General features: G+C 69.9%; 21 protein-coding genes and 1 pseudogene. 9 read left to right on the top strand and 13 right to left on the bottom strand.

The features are described 5' to 3' along the window. Window positions 1–485: 485 nt before the first annotated feature. The 3 genes and pseudogenes from KS03_RS11745 to KS03_RS11735 form a co-directional block, all read right to left on the bottom strand. Window positions 486–842 (bottom strand): annotated as a pseudogene (locus KS03_RS11745) (ferritin-like domain-containing protein); the annotation flags it as partial. Window positions 843–1,032: 190 nt separating this feature from the next. Then, window positions 1,033–1,248: a hypothetical protein gene (locus KS03_RS11740; protein WP_012733319.1), complete on the bottom strand. Its 216-nt coding sequence runs from the start codon at window positions 1,246–1,248 to the stop codon at window positions 1,033–1,035. A gap of 329 nt (window positions 1,249–1,577) precedes the next feature. Continuing rightward, entirely contained in the window at window positions 1,578–2,231 is a 654-nt protein-coding gene (locus KS03_RS11735) for an NADPH-dependent FMN reductase (protein WP_012733320.1), read from the bottom strand. Window positions 2,232–2,724: 493 nt separating this feature from the next. Between KS03_RS11735 and KS03_RS32775 the strand changes: the two genes are divergently transcribed. The 5 genes from KS03_RS32775 to KS03_RS11715 all read left to right on the top strand — a co-directional run bounded on the left by KS03_RS32775 (window position 2,725) and on the right by KS03_RS11715 (window position 7,274). Then, window positions 2,725–3,000: a hypothetical protein gene (locus KS03_RS32775; RefSeq protein WP_230674558.1), complete on the top strand. Its 276-nt coding sequence runs from the start codon at window positions 2,725–2,727 to the stop codon at window positions 2,998–3,000. A gap of 28 nt (window positions 3,001–3,028) precedes the next feature. Beyond that, window positions 3,029–4,198 carry a quaternary amine ABC transporter ATP-binding protein gene (locus tag KS03_RS11730; protein ID WP_012733321.1) on the top strand — a complete coding sequence of 390 codons (1,170 nt, stop codon included), beginning with the start codon at window positions 3,029–3,031 and terminating at the stop codon, window positions 4,196–4,198. Then, window positions 4,191–5,084, top strand: a complete 894-nt coding sequence (choW, locus tag KS03_RS11725; protein WP_012733322.1) for a choline ABC transporter permease subunit — start codon at window positions 4,191–4,193, stop codon at window positions 5,082–5,084. Before KS03_RS11730 ends, choW begins: the two co-directional genes overlap by 8 nt. A 108-nt stretch (window positions 5,085–5,192) precedes the next feature. Next, a complete protein-coding gene (locus KS03_RS11720; protein ID WP_012733323.1) occupies window positions 5,193–6,197 on the top strand; it encodes a GlxA family transcriptional regulator in 1,005 nt (334 codons plus the stop codon). A gap of 126 nt (window positions 6,198–6,323) precedes the next feature. Beyond that, window positions 6,324–7,274: a choline ABC transporter substrate-binding protein gene (locus KS03_RS11715; protein WP_012733324.1), complete on the top strand. Its 951-nt coding sequence runs from the start codon at window positions 6,324–6,326 to the stop codon at window positions 7,272–7,274. 35 nt (window positions 7,275–7,309) lie between these two features. Here the strand turns inward: KS03_RS11715 and KS03_RS11710 are convergent, their stop codons facing one another. Continuing rightward, a complete protein-coding gene (locus KS03_RS11710) occupies window positions 7,310–7,999 on the bottom strand; it encodes an aspartyl/asparaginyl beta-hydroxylase domain-containing protein (protein WP_012733325.1) in 690 nt (229 codons plus the stop codon). Between the two features lie 218 nt (window positions 8,000–8,217). Between KS03_RS11710 and KS03_RS11705 the strand changes: the two genes are divergently transcribed. The 3 genes from KS03_RS11705 to KS03_RS11695 all read left to right on the top strand — a co-directional run bounded on the left by KS03_RS11705 (window position 8,218) and on the right by KS03_RS11695 (window position 11,355). Next, complete coding sequence (locus KS03_RS11705; protein ID WP_012733326.1) at window positions 8,218–8,460, top strand: DUF3079 domain-containing protein; 243 nt, start codon at window positions 8,218–8,220, stop codon at window positions 8,458–8,460. Between the two features lie 191 nt (window positions 8,461–8,651). Further along, window positions 8,652–10,319: a hydroxylamine reductase gene (gene hcp, locus KS03_RS11700; protein ID WP_045678772.1), complete on the top strand. Its 1,668-nt coding sequence runs from the start codon at window positions 8,652–8,654 to the stop codon at window positions 10,317–10,319. A 13-nt stretch (window positions 10,320–10,332) separates the two neighbouring features. Beyond that, window positions 10,333–11,355 carry a 2Fe-2S iron-sulfur cluster-binding protein gene (locus KS03_RS11695; RefSeq protein ID WP_012733328.1) on the top strand — a complete coding sequence of 341 codons (1,023 nt, stop codon included), beginning with the start codon at window positions 10,333–10,335 and terminating at the stop codon, window positions 11,353–11,355. Between the two features lie 89 nt (window positions 11,356–11,444). On the opposite strand, the gene denD is transcribed toward KS03_RS11695, so the two are convergent. From denD to metE, 9 genes are all read right to left on the bottom strand, one after another. After that, window positions 11,445–12,416, bottom strand: coding sequence for a D-erythronate dehydrogenase (gene denD, locus KS03_RS11690; protein WP_012733329.1), 972 nt, complete (start codon window positions 12,414–12,416; stop codon window positions 11,445–11,447). A gap of 62 nt (window positions 12,417–12,478) precedes the next feature. Next, the gene (otnI, locus tag KS03_RS11685; RefSeq protein ID WP_012733330.1) at window positions 12,479–13,255 is read right to left on the bottom strand and encodes a 2-oxo-tetronate isomerase; all 777 of its coding nucleotides are present in this window, start codon (window positions 13,253–13,255) and stop codon (window positions 12,479–12,481) included. A gap of 71 nt (window positions 13,256–13,326) precedes the next feature. After that, window positions 13,327–13,683, bottom strand: a complete 357-nt coding sequence (locus KS03_RS11680; RefSeq protein ID WP_012733331.1) for an MFS transporter — start codon at window positions 13,681–13,683, stop codon at window positions 13,327–13,329. 93 nt (window positions 13,684–13,776) lie between these two features. Then, the gene (otnC, locus tag KS03_RS11675; RefSeq protein WP_012733332.1) at window positions 13,777–14,415 is read right to left on the bottom strand and encodes a 3-oxo-tetronate 4-phosphate decarboxylase; all 639 of its coding nucleotides are present in this window, start codon (window positions 14,413–14,415) and stop codon (window positions 13,777–13,779) included. Then, window positions 14,412–15,707 (bottom strand): 3-oxo-tetronate kinase, encoded by a 1,296-nt coding sequence (gene otnK, locus KS03_RS11670; protein WP_012733333.1) that lies wholly within the window; start codon window positions 15,705–15,707, stop codon window positions 14,412–14,414. Before otnK ends, otnC begins: the two co-directional genes overlap by 4 nt. A gap of 32 nt (window positions 15,708–15,739) precedes the next feature. Continuing rightward, the gene (ltnD, locus tag KS03_RS11665; RefSeq protein WP_012733334.1) at window positions 15,740–16,630 is read right to left on the bottom strand and encodes an L-threonate dehydrogenase; all 891 of its coding nucleotides are present in this window, start codon (window positions 16,628–16,630) and stop codon (window positions 15,740–15,742) included. Between the two features lie 47 nt (window positions 16,631–16,677). Then, a complete protein-coding gene (locus KS03_RS11660) occupies window positions 16,678–17,382 on the bottom strand; it encodes a FadR/GntR family transcriptional regulator (protein WP_012733335.1) in 705 nt (234 codons plus the stop codon). Between the two features lie 216 nt (window positions 17,383–17,598). Next, window positions 17,599–18,123 carry a GNAT family N-acetyltransferase gene (locus KS03_RS11655; RefSeq protein WP_012733336.1) on the bottom strand — a complete coding sequence of 175 codons (525 nt, stop codon included), beginning with the start codon at window positions 18,121–18,123 and terminating at the stop codon, window positions 17,599–17,601. Between the two features lie 65 nt (window positions 18,124–18,188). After that, window positions 18,189–20,474, bottom strand: a complete 2,286-nt coding sequence (gene metE / locus KS03_RS11650; protein ID WP_012733337.1) for a 5-methyltetrahydropteroyltriglutamate--homocysteine S-methyltransferase — start codon at window positions 20,472–20,474, stop codon at window positions 18,189–18,191. Window positions 20,475–20,621: 147 nt separating this feature from the next. On the opposite strand from metE, the gene KS03_RS11645 reads away from it, so the two are divergent. Further along, window positions 20,622–21,530, top strand: coding sequence for a LysR family transcriptional regulator (locus KS03_RS11645; RefSeq protein WP_012733338.1), 909 nt, complete (start codon window positions 20,622–20,624; stop codon window positions 21,528–21,530). Window positions 21,531–21,726 lie beyond the last annotated feature (196 nt).

Raw genomic sequence — 21,726 nt, 5'->3', positions numbered from 1 at the left:
TAGGAAAGCACGTTGGGCATTGATGGGACGGGATTTTATCATTGCTTTACAGTTTAATTACTTGACGTGTGGGGCGGGGTGGTTTGACAAATCGTCAAATTTGGACGTGGCGGCCGCGCGTCTTGCTCGTAAGAATGATAAATGCGCCGTGGTGATCGCACCGATGGTTCGAGAAACGAAAACTGTTTTATGGTTAATCTGGTTAACGTAAATAATTTGCCGGAATCGGGTAATTAGGGGAGTAATGATTGGGTAGTTAATGCCGAATCAGGCGCGGATGATGTCGAAATTCCCGGGCGAATTCGACAGGCCGATGTTTCCGGATCGTCGGCCGCATCGCAGCAAAGCTGCCATGAATTGCCGCTAGCGCCGCTTTGCCCGGTGCGCTGCAGTGGCGGCCGGCGAAGGAAGGCGCGGGCGGTCTGACGCCGAAGGCGCCGTCTCGAGCGGCCCGCGATGCGTGACACGCCGCTTCGCGGCGGTGTTCACTCGCGCATCAGCTTGAGCGCGAGCCGTGCCATGCGCGGCACGAATTTCGGCCGCAGCAGGCGTGGAACGTAGCCGGCCATGTGCTGCTCGTTCTCGGCAAGGCAAAGCTCGAACGGTTCGCGCGGCTTCAGCGAGTCGCCCATGGTGGCGGCGGCGTTGGCCGGAAAGTTGGCGTCGTGGGCCACGCCGTCGGGACCGAGGCCGCGTGCGATGCTGATGCGGTCGCGAATCAGCTTGATCCAGATGGCGGCAACGCACCGGAAGAACCTGGGCCGCTTCCACCACGGCAGGTTGCGCCAGTACCGGGCATACCAGTTCACGAAGAACAGGATGTGGCGGCCTTCCGTCTGCACCGCGATGTCCCAGATCGGCAGCGAAGTGAGCCGCTATGGCGTGGTCGGCCGCCGGCTCGTGCTGTAGCGTGTCGGACATGAAAACAGGCTTGGGATCTGGCCTGACATCGTGATCTACCTATCGTCGCATGGGCAGGCGATTTCGGTATTTTTCGAGCCAGGTCGATCCTTCCCGTCCGGCATGGGTGGCTCAGCTATGGTCGTCGATCCAGATGCGCCCCCAGCGCGAGGCATAGGCGAGCGCGTGCGCTTCATCGAAGAAGAAGTCGATCGCATCGAACGAATAGGCGCGGGGCGGCCCGGCCGTCGTCCGCTCGATCGTCAGGTTCGCGGCGAACAGCCCGTTCGGCTGCTGGGCGGCCGCGGGCGCCATTTCGTAGCCTTTGTAGCGGATCGGACGAATCATGGTGTGTGAAGGAGACGGTGGAGTTCGCAGCGTAAGCGCCCGCGCTGCGCGGCGGAACCAATCTTTCCGGCGAAGCATATGGGCGGCGGCCGACCAATGCATATCGCGGCAGGCATGCGCGGCGTGCACGATCCGGCCGGCGCAAGCGAGCCGGCGCCGCGGCATCCCGCATGGGTTCGGATGAGAGGGGGCGTCGGCGTGGGACCGGCGAGTCCGCCAGCCGGCTTGGCGCCGGGCGAGCACGGACGCGAGCCGGCGGGAACGACCGGGCACGCCCGCCAAAGTCCGGCGCGTCCGGCCGGCCCGGCGGTTCGGTGCTGAGCGGCGGCTCAGTTCGATGCGAACTTCAGCACCGGCGCGAACTCGCCGCCGTCGGCCACGACCGCCGTGGCGGCCCGGTGCGAGGCGAACGCGAGCGCGAACTCGGCGGCCTGCGCGCCGACGGTTTCCAGTTGGCCGGCCACCTTGGTGTCGGAGCAGGTGTCGGCGGTGTCGAAGCGTGTTTCGAGCGTGTTGACGGCGGCGCCGAACGGCGTGGGCCAGCCGCGCAGCGCGTGGACGATCGAGCGCAGCGAGCTCAGCACGGTGCCGGCTGCCTGCCAGCCGTAGGCGGTGACGATGCAGCCCACGGCGCGGCCGTCGAGGTAGGGGCGCGGGTCGGCGCGCAGTTCCTCCAGCGTGTCGAGCGCGTTCTTGACGAGGCCGGATACGCCGCCGTGATAGCCGGGCGTCGCGATGACCACGGCGTCGGCGTCGCGCACGGCCTCGATCAGCTCGATCTGCGCGGCGCTCAGGCTTTTCTGTTCCGGCGCGTAGTGCGGCAGCGAGTGCAGGAACGGGCCGTCGAACAGCCGGGTGCGGGCTCCTGCGGCCTGGGCGCCGCGCAGCGCGAAGTTCAGCGCCCGCTCGGTGGACGAGGCCGCGCGGGTCGTCCCGCCGATGCCGACGATGAACGGCCGGCGGTGTTGGTCGAATGCAGTCAAGATGCGCTCCCGGGAAGGCAGTGCCTGATGTTCAGGCTCGAACCGGCATGGTAACGGGGCCGGCGCGGGGCAGGAAACGACTTTTCGTTCTATCGTTATGCCCGACGGCGAGGCCCGCATCGCCCGGCCGCCATCGGCGGCGCATGGCGGCCCGCTCGCGTCGTGTCTTTTCGTTACGGATGCGGGGCCGCGCGCGCGCCGGGGCGGGGCCCGCGATCTCGCGCGAACGCTTGGCGATCCTCATGAAGCGGACGGGCGTCCAGGCAGGGCCGCAACGATCGATGCAGGCCGGCGCCGCTGCCGCGATACCTGCGCCCGCAACGATGCCGCCGGCATGCCGATGGTCCGCTCGGGCGACGGTGCAGCGCGCCGCCCGTGGCCCGCGCAACCTGGTGCGACCGGGGTTGCACCGACGGTCCGGCACGGTGTCACGCCGGCATCGAACGACCGTGCGCCGAATACCCCATGCGCGCATCGGCGATTGGACACGATCTTGTCCCGTTACGACTTCGCGTTTTGTGGTTTTCCGTCGCGCGTCGGCGCCGCATCGTGCGTTGACGCGGCGCATGATCCGGAACCGAAAGCCTTGCCGGTGGCGAGCTTTGCCGTGCTGCGATGCCGCAAGTGGGGCGCCGGCGGCGGCCGGGCCGCGCCGGTGCTGGCGGAGCAGGACCAATGCCGGTGTCGTATTTGCGCAAGCGTCTGTCGGAATTCGTCGGCCCACGGCAGTTTTTTCTGGCAACCATTGAGGCACGCTCTGATGGTGTGAGCCCCTGCTACACGAGGAGAAGGTTTTGATGGATGCCCCCAAGGTCGTGGTCGAAGGTCTGTGCAAGGTTTTTGGAAACAACCCGAAGCAGGCGCTCGATTTGCTCGCAGCCGGGTCGACGAAGGATGAGATTTTCAAGCGCACCGGCCAGGTGGTCGGCGTACACGACGTGTCGTTCGAGGTGCAGGAGGGCGAGATTTTCGTGCTGATGGGCTTGTCCGGCTCGGGCAAGTCCACGCTGATCCGCCTCGTCAACCGGCTGGTCGAACCGACCGCCGGCAAGGTGCTGATCGACGGCCGCGACGTGGCCGCCGTGCGCCGCGCCGAGCTGACGGCGCTGCGCCGCACCGATATGAGCATGGTATTCCAGTCGTTCGCGCTGATGCCGCAGCGCACCGTGCTGTCGAACGCCGCGTTCGGCCTGGAAGTGGCCGGCGTGGGCCGCAAGGATCGCGAGCGCCGCGCGATGGACGTGCTCGAGCAGGTCGGCCTTGCCGCGTTTGCGAAGAAGCTGCCGTCGGAACTGTCGGGCGGCATGCAGCAGCGCGTCGGCCTGGCCCGCGCGCTGGCCGTGAACCCGTCGCTGATGATCATGGACGAGGCATTCTCGGCGCTCGATCCGCTAAAGCGCAAGGAAATGCAGAACGTGCTGCTGCAATTGCAGAAGGAGCAGCGCCGCACCATCATGTTCGTCTCGCACGACCTGGAGGAAGCGCTGCGCATCGGCACGCGCATCGCGATCATGGAAGGCGGCCGGCTGGTGCAGGTGGGCACCCCGCAGGACATCATCGCGAACCCGGCCGACGACTACGTGCGCGCGTTCTTCGAAGGCATCGACACGAGCCGCTATCTGACGGCGAGCGACCTGATGCAGACCGGCGCGGTGCCGACCATGTCGCGCCTGGACGCGGCCAACGTCGCGGCCACCCTGAACGGCAGCGCCGACTACGCGTTCGTGCTCGACGAGTCGCGCAAGATCCGCGGCTTCGTCACGCGCGAGGCGCTCGGCGCGAGTGCGCCGAGCGTGCGTCACGTCGAATGCATTCCTCACGACGCCACACTCGATCACGTGGTCGAGCGTGTCGTCGCGAGCCCGAATGCACTGCCCGTCGTCGATGGCGACGGCCGTTACTGCGGCTCCGTCGATCGGGCCGTGCTCCTGAAGGCCATTACGCGTTCGCGAGGCTCCCATGTCTGAACTGATTCCGCTCGGCAGCTGGGTCGACCAGTCGGTCCGTTACCTGCTCGACCACGACGCGAAGACGTTCGACGCGATCGGCCGGGTGATCGAAAGCCTCGCCGCGCTGGTCGAGCACGGCTTGCAGGCGATTCCGATGTGGCTGCTGATGGCGATCTTCATCGGCATCGGGCTGTGGCGCGTGGGCTGGCGCTTCGCGATCTTCACCACGCTCTCGCTGCTGCTGATCTTCGCCACCGGCTTCTGGGACCAGACGGTCGTCACGCTCGGCCTCACGCTGTCGTCCACCATCATCAGCCTCGTGCTGGGCATCCCGCTCGGCGTGTGGGCGGCCAAGAGCAAGTGGGTGTCGGCCATCGTGCGGCCGATCCTGGACCTGATGCAGACCATGCCGGCGTTCGTCTACCTGATCCCGGCCGCGATGCTGTTCGGTCTCGGCCGCGTGCCGGGGATCCTGTCCACGGTGATCTTCGCGATGCCGCCGGCGGTGCGCCTGACGAGCCTCGGCATCCGCCACGTCAACCGCGAGATCGTCGAGGCCGGCCAGGCGTTCGGCTGCACGCCATGGCAGCTGCTCTACAAGGTGCAGTTCCCGAACGCGCTGCCGTCGATCATGCAGGGCGTGAACCAGACCATCATGATGGCGCTGTCGATGGTGATCATCGCCTCGATGGTGGGCGCGGGCGGCCTCGGCAACGACGTGCTCGCCAGCATCCAGCGCCTCGACATCGGCCTCGGCTTCGAGAGCGGGCTGTCGGTGGTGCTGCTCGCCATCATCCTGGACCGCATCACGGAAAGCTTCGGCCGCGCCCCCGGTGCCGCGCGCGCGCCGCTGTTCGCGGGCTTCCGGCAGCTGTTCGGCAGCAAGGCCGCGGCGCAGGCCTGAGCCTGCCGCCCCGGTTCGTCTGATCCGTTTCGTTTCTGTTGCCGGTGCCGGTGGCCACGCGCCGCCGGCACCGGCTTCGTGCAACCTGCTCATGTCGGGAGAGCGATCATGAGTCGCCTTGCAGTCGATCCCGCGCCTGCCGCTCGCATCGCGGCCGCGCGGCCGCTCGCGCATTTCGGATTCCTGACGCTGCCGCATTTCTCGATGATCGCCTTCACCAGCGCGGTCGAGGTGCTGCGGATGGCGAACTACGTGGGCCGCGCCGAGCATTACCGCTGGTCGATCCACTCGCTCGACGGCGGCCCCGTGCAGGCGAGCAACGGCATCGCGGTGCGGCCCACCGAGCCGCTCGACGCCGACGGCCCGCTGCCCGACGTGATGATCGTCTGCGGCGGGATCCGGATTCGCGAGGTGGTGGACGCGCGCACGCGCGAGGCGCTGGCGGCGCTCGCCGCGCGCGGGGTGCCGCTCGGCGGGATCTGCACCGGCGCCTACGCGCTGATGGCCGCCGGCCTGCTCGACGGCTATCGCTGCACGGTCCACTGGGAAAACCTCTCGGCGCTGCACGCGGAGTTCCCGCAGGTGGCCTTTGCCGACGAGCTGTTCGTGGTCGACCGCGACCGGCTCACCTGCACCGGCGGCACCGCGCCGCTCGACCTGATGCTGAACCTGGTGGGGGCGCGGCTCGGCCAGCCGCTGGCCGCGCAGGTCTCCGAGCAGTTCATCCTCGAGCGGATCCGCGGCGCGAGCGATCCGCAGCCGATCCCGGTCGACGCGCGCGTCGGTTTTTCGCGTGCCGAGCTGGTCGAGGTGGTGCGGCTGATGGAGGCCAACATCGAGGAGCCGCTCTCGCTCGACGAACTCGCGCGCCTGGTGCGGCTCTCGCAGCGGCATCTGCAGCGCATGTTCAAGATCTACCTGCATGTCTCTCCCACCCACTATTACCTGACGCTGCGCTTGAAGCGCGCGCGCGACCTGCTGCGCACCACCGACGCGTCGATCGCGCGCGTGACGGCCGTCTGCGGCTTTCATTCGCCGTGCCATTTCAGCAAGGCCTACCGCGCGCAGTTCGGCCACGCACCGAGCTACGAGCGCCGCACGCCGGGGCGCTGAAATCCACCCGCCGGACGCTGCACCAGACGCACGCAGCCGGCCCGGGTAAAGCAGGGCGCTGACGCCGCGCCGCTTCGTACCGAACCCTGTCTCATATCGAACCCACAGCTGAGAGGAGAGAAGCACATGAAACGATTCCTGATCGCGGCGGCTTGCGGGCTCGGGCTGGCCGCGGCACCGTGGACGGCCGCGCGGGCGGCCGATCCGCAGGCCTGCAAGACGGTGCGCTTCGCCGACGTCGGCTGGAGCGATATCGCGGCCACCACCGGGCTCGCCTCGACGGTGCTGGCCGGGCTCGGCTACACGCCGACCAAGACCATCGCCTCGGTGCCGATCACGTTCGCGGGGATCAAGAGCAAGCAGATCGACGTGTTCCTCGGCTACTGGTCGCCGACCATGGACCCGATCATCGCGCCCTTCACGAAGGCCGGCACGATCAAGGTGCTCGCCACGCCGAACCTGACCGGCGCGAAATACACGCTGGCGGTGCCCGACTACGTCTACCAGGGCGGCCTGAAGTCGTTCTCCGACATTCAGAAGTACGCCGACAAGCTGGACGGCAAGATCTACGGCATCGAACCCGGCAACGACGGCAACGCGCTGATCCGCAAGATGATCGACGGCAACCAGTACGGGCTCGGCAAGTTCAAGCTGGTGGAATCGAGCGAGGCGGGCATGCTGGTGGAGGTGAACCGCGCGATCCGCAACAAGCAGTGGATCGTGTTCCTCGGCTGGGAGCCGCACCCGATGAACGTGCAGTTCAAGATGGATTACCTAACGGGCGGCGACGCCGTGTTCGGCCCGAACTACGGCGAGGCGCGCGTGCTGACGGCCACGCCGCCCGATTACGCGGCGCGCTGCCCGAACGCGGCGAAGTTCGTGTCGAACCTGCAGTTCACCACCGAGATCGAGAACCGCGTGATGGTGCCGATCATGAGCAAGGAAGATCCGAACAAGGCCGCGAGCGCCTGGCTGAAGGCCAATCCGCAGGTGCTCGACAAGTGGCTGGCCGGCGTCACGACGTTCGACGGCAAGCCGGGGCTGCCGGCCGTGAGGCGCTATCTGGGCCTGCCTTGAGCGCGAGGCCTGGCCCGTCTCGCCCGGCGCGCGAGTCAGACCGGAATCGAGCCGCCGCGCAGCCGGATGCCGAGCCGGATCAGTTGCACGATGCCGGCCGACAGCCATTGCAGGTGCAAGGGCAGGTCGCGCCGGCGGATGTCGAGCAGCAGCACGATCCGCACCTGGTCGCTGTCGTTCCAGACCTCGTGTTCGAAGGTGTCGTCCCACAGCAGGAACTGGCCGTCGTCGAGCCGGTAGCTGCGGCCGTCCACCTTCAGCACGGCCGCCGGCGTGCCGTCCTCGCGCTTGGGCATCGACAGCACCAGGTAGCCGCGCAGCACGCCGCGAAACGGTCCGCGATGCGGCGGGATGTGCTTGCCCGGCGCGAGAAACGACAGCGAGGCCGACAGCACGTCGGGCGAGGCGTCGACGAGCTCGGTGATGCGCGGGCAGCGCGTGCGGTTCTTCGCGAAGCGCACGCCGTAGGCCTGCATGATGAACATCCGCCAGTCGCGGTTGTCGTTCGCGGAGATGTCGGCCTGCTCGCTCATGATGTCGTGAAAGCGCGGGATGCGCGGCAGCTCGCGCGCCACCTCGAACGCCTCCGCGCGAATCTCGCGCCACGCGCCGGCAAAGCGCGCCGCGTCGGGAAACACCGCGCTGTCGAGCACCGCGCCGTTTTCGATGTGGCGGTCGTACAGCGAGCGAAGCAAAACGGTGGCGTAGTCGTAAACAGCTGACATGATCCTGTAACGTCGGGGCATCTGCAGACATACTGCCCCAATCCGGAAGGATTTCAGGTTACGGCAGGTTACACCCGCTGACGAAAGCTTGACTGGCGGCGGCGGGCGGCGCGGCGCTGCCGGTGCGAAGGAATGTCGTATCCGCGCGCAGCGGATCGTGGACTAGAGTCGGAGGGCGACGCACGAGACGGTGCCGAACTCCCACGGACGATCCCACCATGGCCAAGAAATTTCCGCTTCATCCCCTGCGTCCGGAACGGATCTGCTGGGGATGCGACAACTATTGCCCCACCCGGGCCATGCGCTGCGGCAACGGTTCCAGCCGCACCCAGCACCCGTGCGAACTGCTCGGTGACGACTGGTACCGGTACGGGGACTGGGGCATCGAGACCGATGACGGCGACGCGCCAACCGAAACCGAAGCCGCCGGCGCGCAGGCCGGGGACGGCCGCCAGCCCTGAACCCGCCCGAGCCGGCGCGGTATCTCTTTTTTCTTAATCTGCATCAAGACGGCAAGCCTGGCCGGGCAACATCATGGAAAAGATGCATGAATGACGCATCTTGAAGCGGCAGGATGCCCCCGGTGGCCGGACACGTCATGCGCCGCCGCTCGCGTCGACCCGCATCCCCACGATCGAACAAGGAGTGCAACGTGTTTTGCTACCAATGCGAGCAGACCGACCGGACCGGCGCGCGGCCCGGATGCGCGTCGGCGAAAGGTAACTGCGGCAAGGATGCGGCGACGGCCGATTTGCAGGACCTGCTGATCCATGCGGTGAAGGGCATCGCCCAGTACGGCGCGCTCGCGCGCCGCTTGGGCGAGCCCGATCGCGAAGCCGAGCGCTTCGTGCTGTACGCGATGTTCACGACGCTGACCAACGTGAATTTTCACGCGGCGCGCTTCGTCGCCATGCTGCGCGAGGCGGCCCTGATCCGCGACCGCCTGAAGGCCGCCTGCGAGGCCAAGGCGCGCGCCGCCGGGCAGGCCGCGCCGGCGCTGCAGGGGCCGGCCGCCTGGCAGCCGGCCGATGAGCTGGCCGGCCTGCTGGCGCAGGCCTCGGCGGTGGGCATCGAGGCCGGCGCCGACGAGCTGGGCGAGGACGTGATCGGCCTGCGCGCGCTGGTGCTGTACGGCCTGAAAGGCGTGTGCGCCTATGCGCATCATGCGCGCGTGCTCGGCTACGAGCGCGACGAGGTCTTCGCCGGCGTGGGGGCGGCGCTGGCCGCGCTGGCAGGCGCGCCCACCGACGTCAACGCGCTGCTCGGCCAGGCGCTCGAACTCGGCCGCCTGAACCTGATGGTGCTGGAACTGCTCGACAACGCGAACACCGGCCGCTTCGGCACGCAGCGGCCCACCGTGGTGCGCGTCGCGCCGGTGGCGGGCAAGGCGATCCTCGTGTCCGGCCACGATCTCGGCGATCTGCACGCGCTGCTCGAACAGACGGCCGGCACCGGCATCCAGGTCTACACTCACGGCGAGCTGCTGCCGGCCCACGCCTATCCGGTGCTCAAAGCGTTTCCGCACCTGGCCGGCAACTACGGCGGCGCCTGGCAGGACCAGCAGAGCGACTTCGCGCGTTTCCCCGGGCCGGTGCTGATGACGTCCAACTGCATCATCGAGCCCCTGCCGCAATACCGGCAACGGATCTTCACCACCGGGCCGGTCGGCTGGCCCGGCGTGCGCCACCTCGAACATCACGACTTCGCGATGCTGATCCGCGCGGCGCAGGCGCTGCCCGGCTTCCCGGCCAGCGCGCCCGAGCAGACCATCACGGTGGGCTTTGGCCGGCACGCCGTGCTGGGCGTGGCGGACCAGGTGCTGGCCGCGGTCAAGGCCGGGAAGATCCGTCACTTCTTCCTGATCGGCGGCTGCGACGGCGCCGCGCCCGGCCGCGACTACTACACCGAGTTCGCGCAGCAGACGCCGGCCGACACGGTGGTGATGACGCTCGGCTGCAACAAGTACCGCTTCAACCGGCACGCGTTCGGCGAGATCGGCGGCATTCCGCGCCTGCTCGACCTGGGCCAGTGCAACGACAGCTACTCGGCGATCCTGATCGCGACCGCGCTGGCGGGCGAGCTCGGCTGCGGCTTGAACGAGCTGCCGCTGTCGTTCGTGGTGTCGTGGTTCGAGCAGAAGGCGGTGGCGGTGCTGCTGACGATGCTCGCGCTCGGCCTGCGCAACATCCACCTCGGGCCGTCGCTGCCGGCGTTCCTCACGCCGGCGGCCTTGGCCGTGCTGGTGGAGCAGTTCGGCATCCGGCCGATCGGCGAGGCGGGCGCTGACCTGGCGGCGGCGCTGACGCGCGCGGCCGCGTGAGCGGGGCGGTGCGATGCGCTATCGAATCGAGCTGACCACGCGCGACGGCGCACGCTTCGACTTCGGCTGCGAGTCCGGCCAGGACGTGCTCGCAGCCGCGGCCGAGGCCGACATCACGCTGCCGTCGCAGTGCCGGCGCGGCAGTTGCGGCGCGTGCCAGGCGAACGCCGTCGACGGCGGCTACACGATGCGCGACTACAGCGCCGACGCGCTGCCGGCCGGCCAGCGCGGCGCGGTGCTGCTGTGCCGGACCGTGCCGCTCGGCGATCTGCGGCTCACGGCGCCCTATGACGCGGCCAAGGTGCTGCTGCATCCGGTGCCGGCGCGCGCCGCGACGATCGCGGCGCTCGACGCGATCGCCGAGCACACGCTGCGCCTGGAGCTGCAGGTGGCGCCCGACGACGTGTCCGGATCGGCCGTGGAGTTCGAGCCGGGCCAGTTCGCGGAGCTGGAGGTGCCGGGCAGCGGCCGGCGCCGGCCGTACTCGCTCGCCAATACCAGCAACTGGGACGGGCGCCTCGAATTCCTGATCCGGCTGCGTGCCGGCGGCTGGTTTTCGACCTACCTGCGCGAGCGGGCCCGGCCGGGCGACGCGCTGACCGTCCACCTGCCGATGGGCGGCTTCGGCCTGTGCGCCGAGAGCCTGCGCCCGCGCTGGTTCGTGGCCGGCGGCACCGGCCTCGCGCCGATCCTGTCGATGCTGCGGCGGATGGCCGACTACCAGGAGATGGCCGACGCGCGGCTGTTCTTCGGCGTCAACCACGAAAGCGAGCTGTTCATGCTCGACGAACTGGAGCGGCTGCGGGCCGCGCTGCCGCAGTTGCGCGTCGAGCTGTGCGTGTGGCGCGCCGGCGAGGCATGGGCCGGCTTTCGCGGCACGCCGGCCGAGGCCCTGGGCGCGGCGCTCGCGCAGGCCGGCGCGCCGCCCGATCTCTATGTGTGCGGGCCGCCGCCGCTCGTGCAGGCCGCGCGGCAGGCCGCGCTCGCGGCCGGCGTGCCCGACGCGCAGTTCGCGAGCGAGCGCTTCGCCGTATAGCCGCGTCATGACATCAGCTCGCCGCCGGTGGCCCGGCGGCGAGGGGTGTGCTTGGGCGCGCTCCATGCCGGCGGCACGCGGGTGCGGTATCAGCCGCGCTCGTCCTCGAGATAGGCACGGATCACGTCGGCGAACCCCGCGTCGCCGACGAATCCGAGCGACGCGGCGCGCGACACGTCCCAGCGGCCCGGCCAGCTGCCGACGATTGCCGCCACGCGCGGGTCCATCGCGTGGCGGATCCTGGCCACGGGCGCGTCGCCGGCCACCTCGCGCAGCGCGTCGATCATCTCGCCGACGCTGACCGAGATCCCCGGCAGGTTGACGATGCGGCGGCTGCCGAGTTGCTCGCCGTCGAGCTCGCAGCCGGCCACCAGCGCGTCGATCGCGCGGCGCGGCGAGAGCAGCCAGAGCCGCGTGTCGAGCGGCACCGGGCAGACCGATTCGACGCCGTTGAGCGGCTCGCGGATGATACCGCTCGCGAACGACGAGGCCGCCGCGTTCGGCCGTCCCGGCCGCACGCTGATGGTGGGCAGGCGCAGCACGCGGCCGTCCACGAAGCCGCGCCGCGTGTAGTCGCAGAGCAGCAGTTCGGCGATCGCCTTCTGCGTGCCATACGACGATTGCGGATTGAGCGCGGTGTCGTCCTGCACGATTTGCGGCAGCGCGCCGCCATAGACGGCCACCGAGCTCGTGAACACCACGCGCGGGCGGTGGCCGAGCGCACGGCACACCTCCAGCAGCGTGCGCGACGCATCGAGGTTGATGCGCATGCCGAGTTCGAAATCGGCCTCGGCCTGGCCGCTGACGATGGCCGCGAGATGGAAGATCGCGCCGGTGCGCGTGTCGATCGCGCGCTCCAGGACGGTGCGATCGGCGATGTCGCCGACCCGCGTGGTGACGCGCGCGTCGTCGAAGCCGGCGGCCTGCGCCACGTCGAGCAGCAGCAGTTCGTCGATGGGCTCGGGCCTGCCGCCCGGGCCGGCGAGTTCACCGCGCGCCAGCAGCCGGGTGGCGAGGCGGCGGCCGAGGAAGCCGGCGCCGCCGGTGATCAGGACTTTCATGGGCGTTGTGCGTGGGTCGGTTCAGAGGCGCGCGACGCGGCGCGAAGCGAGGGCGCGACGGCTCACCGGTACGGGCGCAGCCAGCCGAGGCCGTCGGAGGTGCCGGCCTTCGGCCGGTATTCGCAGCCGATCCAGCCGTCGTAGCCGAGCCGGTCGAGCAGGGCGAACAGGTACGGATAATTCAGTTCGCCGAGGTCCGGCTCGTGCCGCTCGGGCACGCCTGCCACCTGGATGTGGCCGATGCCGGCGAAGTCGCGTTCGAGCTTCTTCGCGAGGTCGCCCTCGACGATCTGGCAGTGATAGCAATCGAACTGCACGCGCAGGTTCGGCGCGCCCACCTCGCGGCAGATCGCCTGCGCGTCGTCCTGGCGGTTCAGGAAGTAGCCGGGCATGTCGCGCGGGTTGATCGGCTCGATCAGCACCTGCAGCCCGGCGCCCCGCGCGGCCTGCGCCGCATAGGCGAGATTGCGCAGGTAGACGTCGCGGTGGCGCGCGCGGTCGGCATCGGCCGCCACCAGGCCGGCCATCACGTGCAGCTTGTCGTTGCCGATCACGCGCGCGTAGTCGAGCGCGGTCTCCACGGCGCGGCGGAATTCGTCCTCGCGGCCCGGCAGCGCGGCGATGCCGCGTTCGCCGGCCGCCCAGTCGCCGGGCGGGGCGTTGAACAGCGCCTGCACGAGCCCGGCGCCGTCGAGCCGCGCCTTCAGCTCGGCGGCCGGGAACGCATAGGGGAACAGGTACTCGACCGCCCGGAAGCCGTCGCGCGCCGCGGCGGCGAAGCGCTCGAGGAACGGGTGCTCCTGGTACATCATCGAAAGATTGGCGGCAAAGCGTGGCATGGCGGCGGTTCCATCAGAAGGAGGAGCGGCGCCGCGCACGGGCTGGCCCGGCGCGCGGCGGAAAAAACGCATCAGGGCTGCCGGGCGCGCGTGATCGGCTCCGGGAGCGCCGACCTGAGCACCGCGATGATCCTCGCGATCCAGACCTTCGCACCGGCCTTGCGCATGCGCAGCTTGCTCGGCAGCGCGAACAGGAAATAGCCGAGGAAGAGGCCTGCACCGAGCCCGAACACCGTCGCGCTGAACGCCGGATCGCGCGCCATCTGCCGCTTCGCGAAGCCGACCTCGGCGCGGTTCCGGTCGGTTACCACGTGGCAGGGCATCAGGAACGGCGCGAGGCGCCCGCACAGCTTGCGGCAGGTGGCGTCGAGCGCGCCCGAAGCGGCCCGGGCGGTGGCGGGCGAAGCCGCGGCTCGGTACGGGATCATCGTAGTCTCCGGCAGGTTGCGCGCGCCGCATGGCGGACGCGCCGTCGGTGAATCAGGGCGGCGCGGCGCTCACGCCGGCGGTGTCGGCGCGCCTCACCAGCGCGCGCCGAAGCTGCGGCGCAGCTCGTCGAGCGCGGGCTCGTCGAGCGGCGCCGGCTTCGGGTTCGTCATCAGCCACAGCCGCGCGGTTTCCTCCAGCTCCTCGAGCACCGCCGAGGCCTGCTCGACCGACGGCGCCCACACCACCGGCCCGAGCCGTTCGAGCAGCACGCCGCGCACGCGGTCGGCCAGCGCGGCCACCTCGGCCGCGACGGCGGGGTCGCCCGGGCGCCGGTAGCGGATCAGCGGCACATGGCCGACCTTCATCACGTAATACGGCGTGATCGGCGGCAGCACGTCCTCGTCGCGCCAGACTCCCGCGAGCGTCAGCGCGACGAGATGGGTCGAGTGCGTGTGGACCACGCCGCGCGCTTCGGGATTGCGCGCGTAGATGCCGCGATGCAGCGCGAGCGTCTTCGAGGGCTTGTCGCCGGACACGGGCTGGCCGTTCAGGTCCACCTTGGCGATGCGCGCCGGGTCGAGCCGGCCCAGGCATGCGTCGGTGGGCGTGATCAGCCAGCCGTCGTCGAGCCGCGCGCTGAGGTTGCCGGCGGTGCCTACCGCGTGGCCGCGCGCGAACAGGCTCGCGCCCACTGCGCAGAGGGTTTCGCGCAGCTGCTGTTCGGTGCTCATGCGAGGTTCTCCAGACGTGCCAGCGCCCTGGCGAAGAAATCGACGGCGCCGAAATTGCCCGACTTCAGCGCCAGCGCGAACTGGCCGTCGAGCGTGGCGGTGGCGGGCACGCCGGGGTCGATCTGCGCGCCGATCTGCAGCGCCCTTACGCCGAGCGCCTGCACCACCGCGCCGGAGGTTTCGCCGCCCGCCACCACGAAACGGCGCACGCCGCGCGTGAGCAGCCCGCGCGCGATCTCGGCCAGCGTCAGCTCGACGAGCGCGCCCGCGGCCTCGGCGCCGAGCTGCTGCTGCACCGCCTTCACCTCGTCGGGCGCGGCGGTGGCGTAGATCAGCACCGGCTCGCCCCGCTGCGCGTCGAAGAAGCCGAGCGCGTCGGCCACCACCGGTTCGCCGCGCGAGATCGCGAGCGGATCGAGGCGCAGCGCCGGACGGCTCGCGCGCCACTCGGCCACCTGCGCGTTGGTCGCCTTCGAGGCGCTGCCGGCCAGCACCACGGCGCCGCCCGCCACGCGCGGCAGCGCCGCCGCGTCGCCGCGCTCGCGCAGCAGGCCCGCGCGCCGGAAGTTGGCCGGCAGGCCGAGCGCGAGGCCCGAGCCGCCCGTCACGAGCAGGTGATCGCTGCAGGCCTCGCCCACCGTGTGCAGGTCCGCGTCGGACAGCGCATCGGTGATCGCGTAGCGCACGCCGTCGGCGCGCAGCGCCGCGAACGCCTCGCGCACCGCGCCGGCACCGCGCGCGATCGTGTCGTAGCGCACCAGGCCGACCTTCGACGGCGTCTGCCGCTGCAGCACGCGCACCAGGTTCGCGTCCCTCATCGGCGTGAGCGGATGCTGCTCCATGCCCGATTCGTCGAGCGGCGCGTCGCCGACGAACAGGTGGCCGCGATAGATCGTGCGCCCCGTCTCGGGAAACGCGGGGCAGGCAATCACCAGCGCATCGTCGGCGCCGAGCGCGCGGGCGAGCGCGTCGGCCACCGGGCCGATGTTGCCGGCGTCAGTCGAATCGAAGGTCGAGCAATACTTGAAATAGAACTGCCGGCAGCCCTGCCCGCGCAGCCAGGCGAGCGCGGCGAGCGACCGGGCCACGGCGTCGGCGGCCGGGATCGTGCGCGACTTCAGCGCGACGACGAGCGCGTCGGCGTCGAGCCGCGCGCCGGGTTCGGGCACGCCGATGGTCTGGATCGTGCGCATGCCGCTCTTCACGAGCATGTTCGCGAGGTCGGTCGCGCCGGTGAAATCGTCGGCGATGCAGCCGAGCAGCGGACGGGCGGGGGTGGCGGAGTCGGTCATGACGATGAGCACGAGTGGCGCGGTTCGGCGCTTCAGCGCGCCGGTGGCAGCGTGATGCCGGGGAAGGTCTTGATCACGGCGGAATCGTCCTCGCCGCCGTGGCCGGCGCTCGACGCGTTCATGAACATCTGGTGCGCGGTGGCCGACAGCGGCAGCGGGAACTTGCTGCGGCGCGCGGTATCGAGCACCAGGCCGAGATCCTTGACGAAGATGTCGACGGCGGAAAGCGGCGCGTAGTCGCCGTTCAGGATATGCGGCACGCGGTTCTCGAACATCCAGGAGTTGCCGGCGCTGTGCGTGATCACCTCGTAGAGCGCGTCGGCGTCCACGCCCTCGCGCAGTCCGAGCGCCATCGCCTCGGCGGCCGCCGCGATATGCACGCCGGCCAGCAGCTGGTTGATGATCTTCACCTTCGAGCCCGCGCCATGCTCGGCGCCGAGCCGGTAGAGCTTGGCCGAGATCGCCGCGAGCACGTCCTCGCAGGCCGCGTAGGCGGCCGCCGGCCCCGAGCTCATCATCGTCATCTGGCCCGAGGCCGCGCGCGCGGCACCGCCGGATACCGGCGCATCGAGCATCAGCAGGCCGGCCGCCTCGACGCGCGCGCCGAGCTGCTGCGCGAATTCCGGCGCGACCGTGGCGCTCGAGATCACCACCGTGCCGGGCCGCATGGCCGGCACCGCACCGTGCTCGCCGAACAGCACGGTGTCGGTCTGGGCCGCGTCGACCACCAGCGTGATCACCACCTCGCACCGCGCGCCCAGTTCGGCGGGGGTGGCGCAGCGGATGCCGCCCTCGGCCGCGAACGCGTCGAGCACGCTGTGGCGCACGTCGCAGGCATGGACGCGGAATCCGGCGCGCAGCAGCGAGCGCGCCACGCCGAGTCCCATCGCGCCGAGCCCGATGACGCCTACTTGTCGTGACATGTGAATCCTTGTATCGAACGGATGCCCGGCTTCGCCGGACGAATGGATCAGCCCAGGCCCGCCTGCGCCAGGCGCCGCGCGGCGTTCACCAGATGGATGCGCGCCGCGTTGCCGGCGGCCGGCGCGTCGCCGGCGCGGATCGCGGCGGCGATCGCCGCGTGCTCCTCGCGCACCTGGCGCGAGAAATCCTCGCGCGTCGCCTCGTTGCGGCGCGTGACCATCACGCCCGCTTCGAGGTACTGGTTCAGGAAGCTCAGGGTCTTCAGGAAATAGGGGTTGCCGGTGACGGCGGCGATCGTGCGGTGAAACGCGATGTCCTCGGCCACGCCGTCGCGGCCCGCGGCCACGGCCGCGTCGATCTTCGCGAGGGCTGCGTCGATGCGCTGCAGGTCGGCGTCGGTGCGGCGCTGCGCGGCCTCGGCGGCCACCTCGGCCTCGATTGCCCGGCGCAGCGCGAGCAGGTGCACGAGCGAGCCCGTTCCCACCGCCTCCGCGTAGTCGATCCGCAGTGGCCGGATCGCGCCGTGCTGCGCGATGAACACGCCGCTGCCCTGGCGCGGCTCGACCACGCCTTCGTTCTTGAGCCGCGAGATCGCCTCGCGGATCACCGTGCGGCTCACGCCGAACTGCTGCGCCAGCACGGATTCGGTCGGCAGCTTGCCGGTGCCGGCGAAGCCGCCGATCTCGATCTGCCTGAGCAACTGCTGCGCGACGGCGTCGCTCATCGCGCGCGCCGGGATTTTCTCGAACATGAAGCAAGCGGATTTGTCGGGTGATGTGGTCATCATACAAATTGCGAGGGATGCACCGGCATCGGGAGTTACCCGCAACGGCGAGGCGTGGCGCACGGGAAGGGGCGAGCAGGCGGGGCCGGGGCGCGGCGCGCGCTCAGGCGGCAGGGGCGCTTGGCCCTGGCGGGGGCGGTTCGGCTAGCCGGCCGGCGGACGGTGGCCGCCGGCGCGCCGGTCTCAAGGCAGCTTCGCCTGCGGCGTCGCCCGCGTGTCGAGCGTCAGTTGCATGAACGTCAGGTCGAGCCACTGGCCGAACTTCATGCCCACCTGCCGCAGCGTGCCGGTGTCACGGAAGCCGAGCGTTTCGTGCAGCCGGATCGAGCCGGCGTTGTTGGCTTCGATGCCGGCCACCATCACGTGCTTGCCGATCGCGCGCGCGCGTTCGATCAGCGCCACCATCAGCTGCCGGCCGATGCCGTTGCCGCGCTGGTCGGCGCGCACGTAGATCGAGTGCTCGACGGTGGCGCGGAAGCCGTCGAACGGGCGCCAGTCGCCAAACGACGCGTAGCCGAGTACCTGCTGCGCAGCGTCCACGGCCACCAGCACCGGGTAGCCGGCGCGGCCGCGATCGGCCAGCCAGGCGGTGCGGTTCGCCGTGTCCACGGCAGTCTCGTTCCAGATCGCCAGCGTGTTCATCACGGCATCGTTGTAGATTGCCGTGATGCCTGCCACATCCTGCTCGCGCGCGTCGCGGATCTCCATCGCAGCCTCCCCGGGCTATCCATTGAATCGGGCCGAGTGTACACGGTAGTGGACGACATCGCGCCCTACCGACTCTGGCTGCGCAGCGCCTTCGCCGCCGACACCATGTTGGTCAGCGCCGGAATCACCTCGGCCCATTGGCGGGTCTTCAGGCCGCAGTCCGGGTTGACCCACAGGCGCTCGGCGGGCACGCGCTCGGCCGCCTTCTTCATCAACGCGACGATCTGCTGCTCGGTCGGGATGTTCGGCGAATGGATGTCGTACACGCCCGGCCCGATCTCGTTCGGGTACTTGAAGTCGTCGAACGCGTCGAGCAGCTCCATGTCGGAGCGCGATGTCTCGATCGTGATGACGTCGGCGTCCATCTCGGCGATCGACGCGATGATGTCGTTGAACTCCGAATAGCACATGTGGGTGTGGATCTGCGTCTCGTCGCGCACGCCGTTGGCACTGATGCGGAACGCGTCGACTGCCCAGCCCAGGTAGTCGGCCCACTGCGCGCGACGCAGCGGCAGGCCTTCGCGCAGCGCGGCCTCGTCGATCTGGATCACGCTCACGCCGGCCTTCTCGAGATCGATCACTTCCTCGCGGATCGCCAGCGCGAGCTGGCGGCACGACACCGAGCGCGGCTGGTCGTCACGCACGAACGACCAGTTCAGCAGCGTGACGGGGCCGGTCAGCATGCCCTTCATCGGCTTTGGCGTCAGCGACTGCGCATAGGCGATCCACTCGACCGTCATCGCCTTCGGGCGGCTGATGTCGCCGAACAGGATCGGCGGCTTCACGCAGCGCGAGCCGTAGGACTGCACCCAGCCGAACTGGCTGAACGCGTAGCCGTCGAGCTGCTCGCCGAAGTATTCGACCATGTCGTTGCGCTCCGCTTCGCCGTGGACCAGCACGTCGAGCCCGAGGCGTTCCTGCTCGCGCACGCTGCGCGCGATCTCGGCGCGCATCGCGGCGCGGTAGCCGTCCAGGTCGAGCGTGCCGGCCTTGAACCGGCTGCGCGCCTGGCGGATCTCGGCCGTCTGCGGAAACGAGCCGATCGTGGTGGTGGGGAACCTCGGCAGCCGCAGGCGCGCGGCCTGCTTCGCGGCGCGCTCGGCATAGGCGCTCGCGCGCCGGCCGAGCCGCGCGTCGAGCTTCGCGACGGCGGCCTTCACGGCCGGGTTGTGCACGCGCGGCGACGCGCGGCGCGCCGCGACGGCGGCGGCGTTGGCGGCCAGCGCGTCGGCCACGGCGGCGCGGCCCTGGTTCAGCGCGGCGGCCAGCACCTGCAGTTCGTCGAGCTTCTGCAGCGCGAAGGCGAGCCACGACCGGATCTCGGCGTCGAGCTTCGTCTCGCCGGCGAGATCGACCGGCACGTGCAGCAGCGAGCACGACGGCGCGATCCAGAGGCGCTCGCCGAGGCGGCCGGCGAGCGGCTCGAGCCAGTCGAGCGCGGCCGTCAGATCGGTCTTCCAGACGTTGCGGCCGTTGATGACGCCCACCGACAGCACGCTCGCGGCCGGCAGCCGGTCCGCCGCCAGCAGCACTTCGCTGCGGGCATGGATCGCGTCGAGATGCAGGCCGTCGACGGGCAGCTTCACGGCCAGATCGAGATTGTCGAGCAGCGGGCCGAAGTAGGTGGCCAGCAGCAGCTTGACCCTGCGCGACTTCAGCGCCTCGTAGGCCGTGATGAACGCCTGCCGCCACGCGTCGTCGAGCTCGGTGACGAGCGCCGGCTCGTCGATCTGCACCCACGCCACGCCGTCGGCGGCCAGCGCGTCGAGCAGTGCCGCGTAGGCGGGCAGGAGGCGCGGCAGCAGCGCGAGCCTGTCCGACGCGTCCTTGGTCTTGCCGAGCCACAGGTAGGTGACCGGGCCGATGATCACGGCCTTGGCCTTCGTGCCCTGGGCGCGCGCCTCGGCGAGTTGCGCCGTCAGGCGCGAGGCATCGAGCGTGAATGAGGTATCGGCCGTGAATTCGGGGACGATGTAGTGGTAGTTGGTGTCGAACCACTTCGTCATCTCGCCGGCCGCGACCCCGCCGCAGCACGCGGCATGAGGGGCCGCCGACCGGCCGCGCGCCACGCGGAAGCTGTTGTCGAGCGCATCGCCGTGGAAGTCGCGCACCCGCTCGGGCAGGTTGCCGAGCGTGAAGCTCATGTCGAGTACCTGGTCGTAGAACGCGAAATCGCCGACCGGCACGAGGTCGAGCCCGGCCTGGTGGTGCCAGTGGCGCGCGCGCAGTTCGGCGCCCAGCGCCTTGAGCTCGTCGCGCGAGGACTCGCCCTTCCAGTAGCGCTCGAGGGCGAATTTCAGTTCGCGTTTCGCGCCGATGCGAGGGAAGCCGAGGTTGTGAGTGGTGACCATGTTGGTTCGTCGTCGTCAAGGAGAAAGGGGAGGGCTGGCAGCGATGATAGGGGCCGCCGCTCATGAAGAAAAATGGATTGTTTTCATTGATCGATTAGAATTCTTCATGCTCGAATTCCATCCCGGCCCCGCCGCCGGGCGCCCTTCATGCTCGAACGCATCCATCTCGTCATCATTCGCGAAGTCGCCCGGCAGGGCTCGCTGACGGCCGCCGCCGACGTGCTGTGCCTGACCCAGTCGGCGCTGAGCCACACCGTCAAGAAGATCGAGCAGCAGCTCGGCACGCCGATCTGGGATCGTGAAGGGCGCAGCCTGCGGCTCACGCAGGCCGGGCAATACCTGCTGTCGCTGGCCGAGCGGCTGCTGCCGCAGTTCGAGCATGCCGAGGCGCGCATGAAGCAGTACGCCGACGGCGAGCGCGGCACGCTGCGCATCGGCATGGAGTGCCACCCGTGCTATCAGTGGCTGCTGAAGGTGGTGTCGCCTTACCTCGCGCGCTGGCCCGACGTGGACGTGGACGTCAAGCAGCGCTTCCAGTTCGGCGGCATCGGCGCGCTGTTCGGCTATGACATCGACGTGCTGGTTACCCCCGATCCCCTCGCGCGCCCGGGGCTGCGTTTCGAGCCGGTGTTCGACTACGAGCAGGTGCTGGTGGTGGCCGACCGGCACCCGCTGGCCGGCGTGCGCTACGTGAAGCCCGCGCAACTGGCGGACGAGACCCTCATCACCTATCCCGTCGAAACCGACCGGCTCGACATCTACAACCACTTCCTGCGCCCGGCCAACATCGCGCCGCGCCGCCACAAGACCATCGAGACCACCGACATCATGCTGCAGATGGTGGCCAGCAATCGCGGCGTGGCCGCGCTGCCGCGCTGGCTTGCCGAGGAATACGTCCAGCGCATGCCGGTTGCCGCCGTGAAGCTCGGCAAGCACGGCATCGCCAAGCAGATCTTCCTCGGCATGCGCGAGGCGGACGAATCGGTCGATTATCTGCGCTCGTTCGTCGAGCTCGCGCGCGGGTCGAACCTGCCGCCGCCGCGCATGCGCCGGTGAACACGCAGCGCGTGCCGGCCTGCCCGTCCCGGCGGCGGTGCGGGGCCGCCGGGACGGACCACGGCCCGCGGCCATGCGTGCTACGATCGCCTCGGCCCGCGGCAAGCCGCGGGCCCGGCTTCGGGCCGGCTTCCAGCGCGCTTCAGGCGCGCCACCGGCCGCCGCGGGCCGCCTTCCTTCCACTGCCCATCCAGGA

It is taken from the genome of Burkholderia glumae LMG 2196 = ATCC 33617 (assembly GCF_000960995.1).
Lineage (GTDB): Bacteria > Pseudomonadota > Gammaproteobacteria > Burkholderiales > Burkholderiaceae > Burkholderia > Burkholderia glumae.
Note: the sequence above shows the minus strand (reverse complement) of the source record. Positions and strands in the feature narration are given on the sequence as shown.

Bases quoted from the DNA above. Each gene is read 5' to 3' on its own strand.
- denD (WP_012733329.1), bottom strand. From the start codon at position 12,416: ATGAAAGTCCTGATCACCGGCGGCGCCGGCTTCCTCGGCCGCCGCCTC.
- choW (WP_012733322.1), top strand. From the start codon at position 4,191: ATGTCTGAACTGATTCCGCTCGGCAGCTGGGTCGACCAGTCGGTCCGT.
- KS03_RS11715 (WP_012733324.1), top strand. From the start codon at position 6,324: ATGAAACGATTCCTGATCGCGGCGGCTTGCGGGCTCGGGCTGGCCGCG.
- otnC (WP_012733332.1), bottom strand. From the start codon at position 14,415: ATGAGCACCGAACAGCAGCTGCGCGAAACCCTCTGCGCAGTGGGCGCG.
- KS03_RS11720 (WP_012733323.1), top strand. From the start codon at position 5,193: ATGAGTCGCCTTGCAGTCGATCCCGCGCCTGCCGCTCGCATCGCGGCC.
- KS03_RS11730 (WP_012733321.1), top strand. From the start codon at position 3,029: ATGGATGCCCCCAAGGTCGTGGTCGAAGGTCTGTGCAAGGTTTTTGGA.
- KS03_RS11740 (WP_012733319.1), bottom strand. From the start codon at position 1,248: ATGATTCGTCCGATCCGCTACAAAGGCTACGAAATGGCGCCCGCGGCC.
- KS03_RS11705 (WP_012733326.1), top strand. From the start codon at position 8,218: ATGGCCAAGAAATTTCCGCTTCATCCCCTGCGTCCGGAACGGATCTGC.
- ltnD (WP_012733334.1), bottom strand. From the start codon at position 16,630: ATGTCACGACAAGTAGGCGTCATCGGGCTCGGCGCGATGGGACTCGGC.
- otnI (WP_012733330.1), bottom strand. From the start codon at position 13,255: ATGCCACGCTTTGCCGCCAATCTTTCGATGATGTACCAGGAGCACCCG.
- KS03_RS11645 (WP_012733338.1), top strand. From the start codon at position 20,622: ATGCTCGAACGCATCCATCTCGTCATCATTCGCGAAGTCGCCCGGCAG.
- KS03_RS11695 (WP_012733328.1), top strand. From the start codon at position 10,333: ATGCGCTATCGAATCGAGCTGACCACGCGCGACGGCGCACGCTTCGAC.
- KS03_RS11710 (WP_012733325.1), bottom strand. From the start codon at position 7,999: ATGTCAGCTGTTTACGACTACGCCACCGTTTTGCTTCGCTCGCTGTAC.
- metE (WP_012733337.1), bottom strand. From the start codon at position 20,474: ATGGTCACCACTCACAACCTCGGCTTCCCTCGCATCGGCGCGAAACGC.
- KS03_RS11655 (WP_012733336.1), bottom strand. From the start codon at position 18,123: ATGGAGATCCGCGACGCGCGCGAGCAGGATGTGGCAGGCATCACGGCA.
- KS03_RS11660 (WP_012733335.1), bottom strand. From the start codon at position 17,382: ATGTTCGAGAAAATCCCGGCGCGCGCGATGAGCGACGCCGTCGCGCAG.
- KS03_RS11680 (WP_012733331.1), bottom strand. From the start codon at position 13,683: ATGATCCCGTACCGAGCCGCGGCTTCGCCCGCCACCGCCCGGGCCGCT.
- otnK (WP_012733333.1), bottom strand. From the start codon at position 15,707: ATGACCGACTCCGCCACCCCCGCCCGTCCGCTGCTCGGCTGCATCGCC.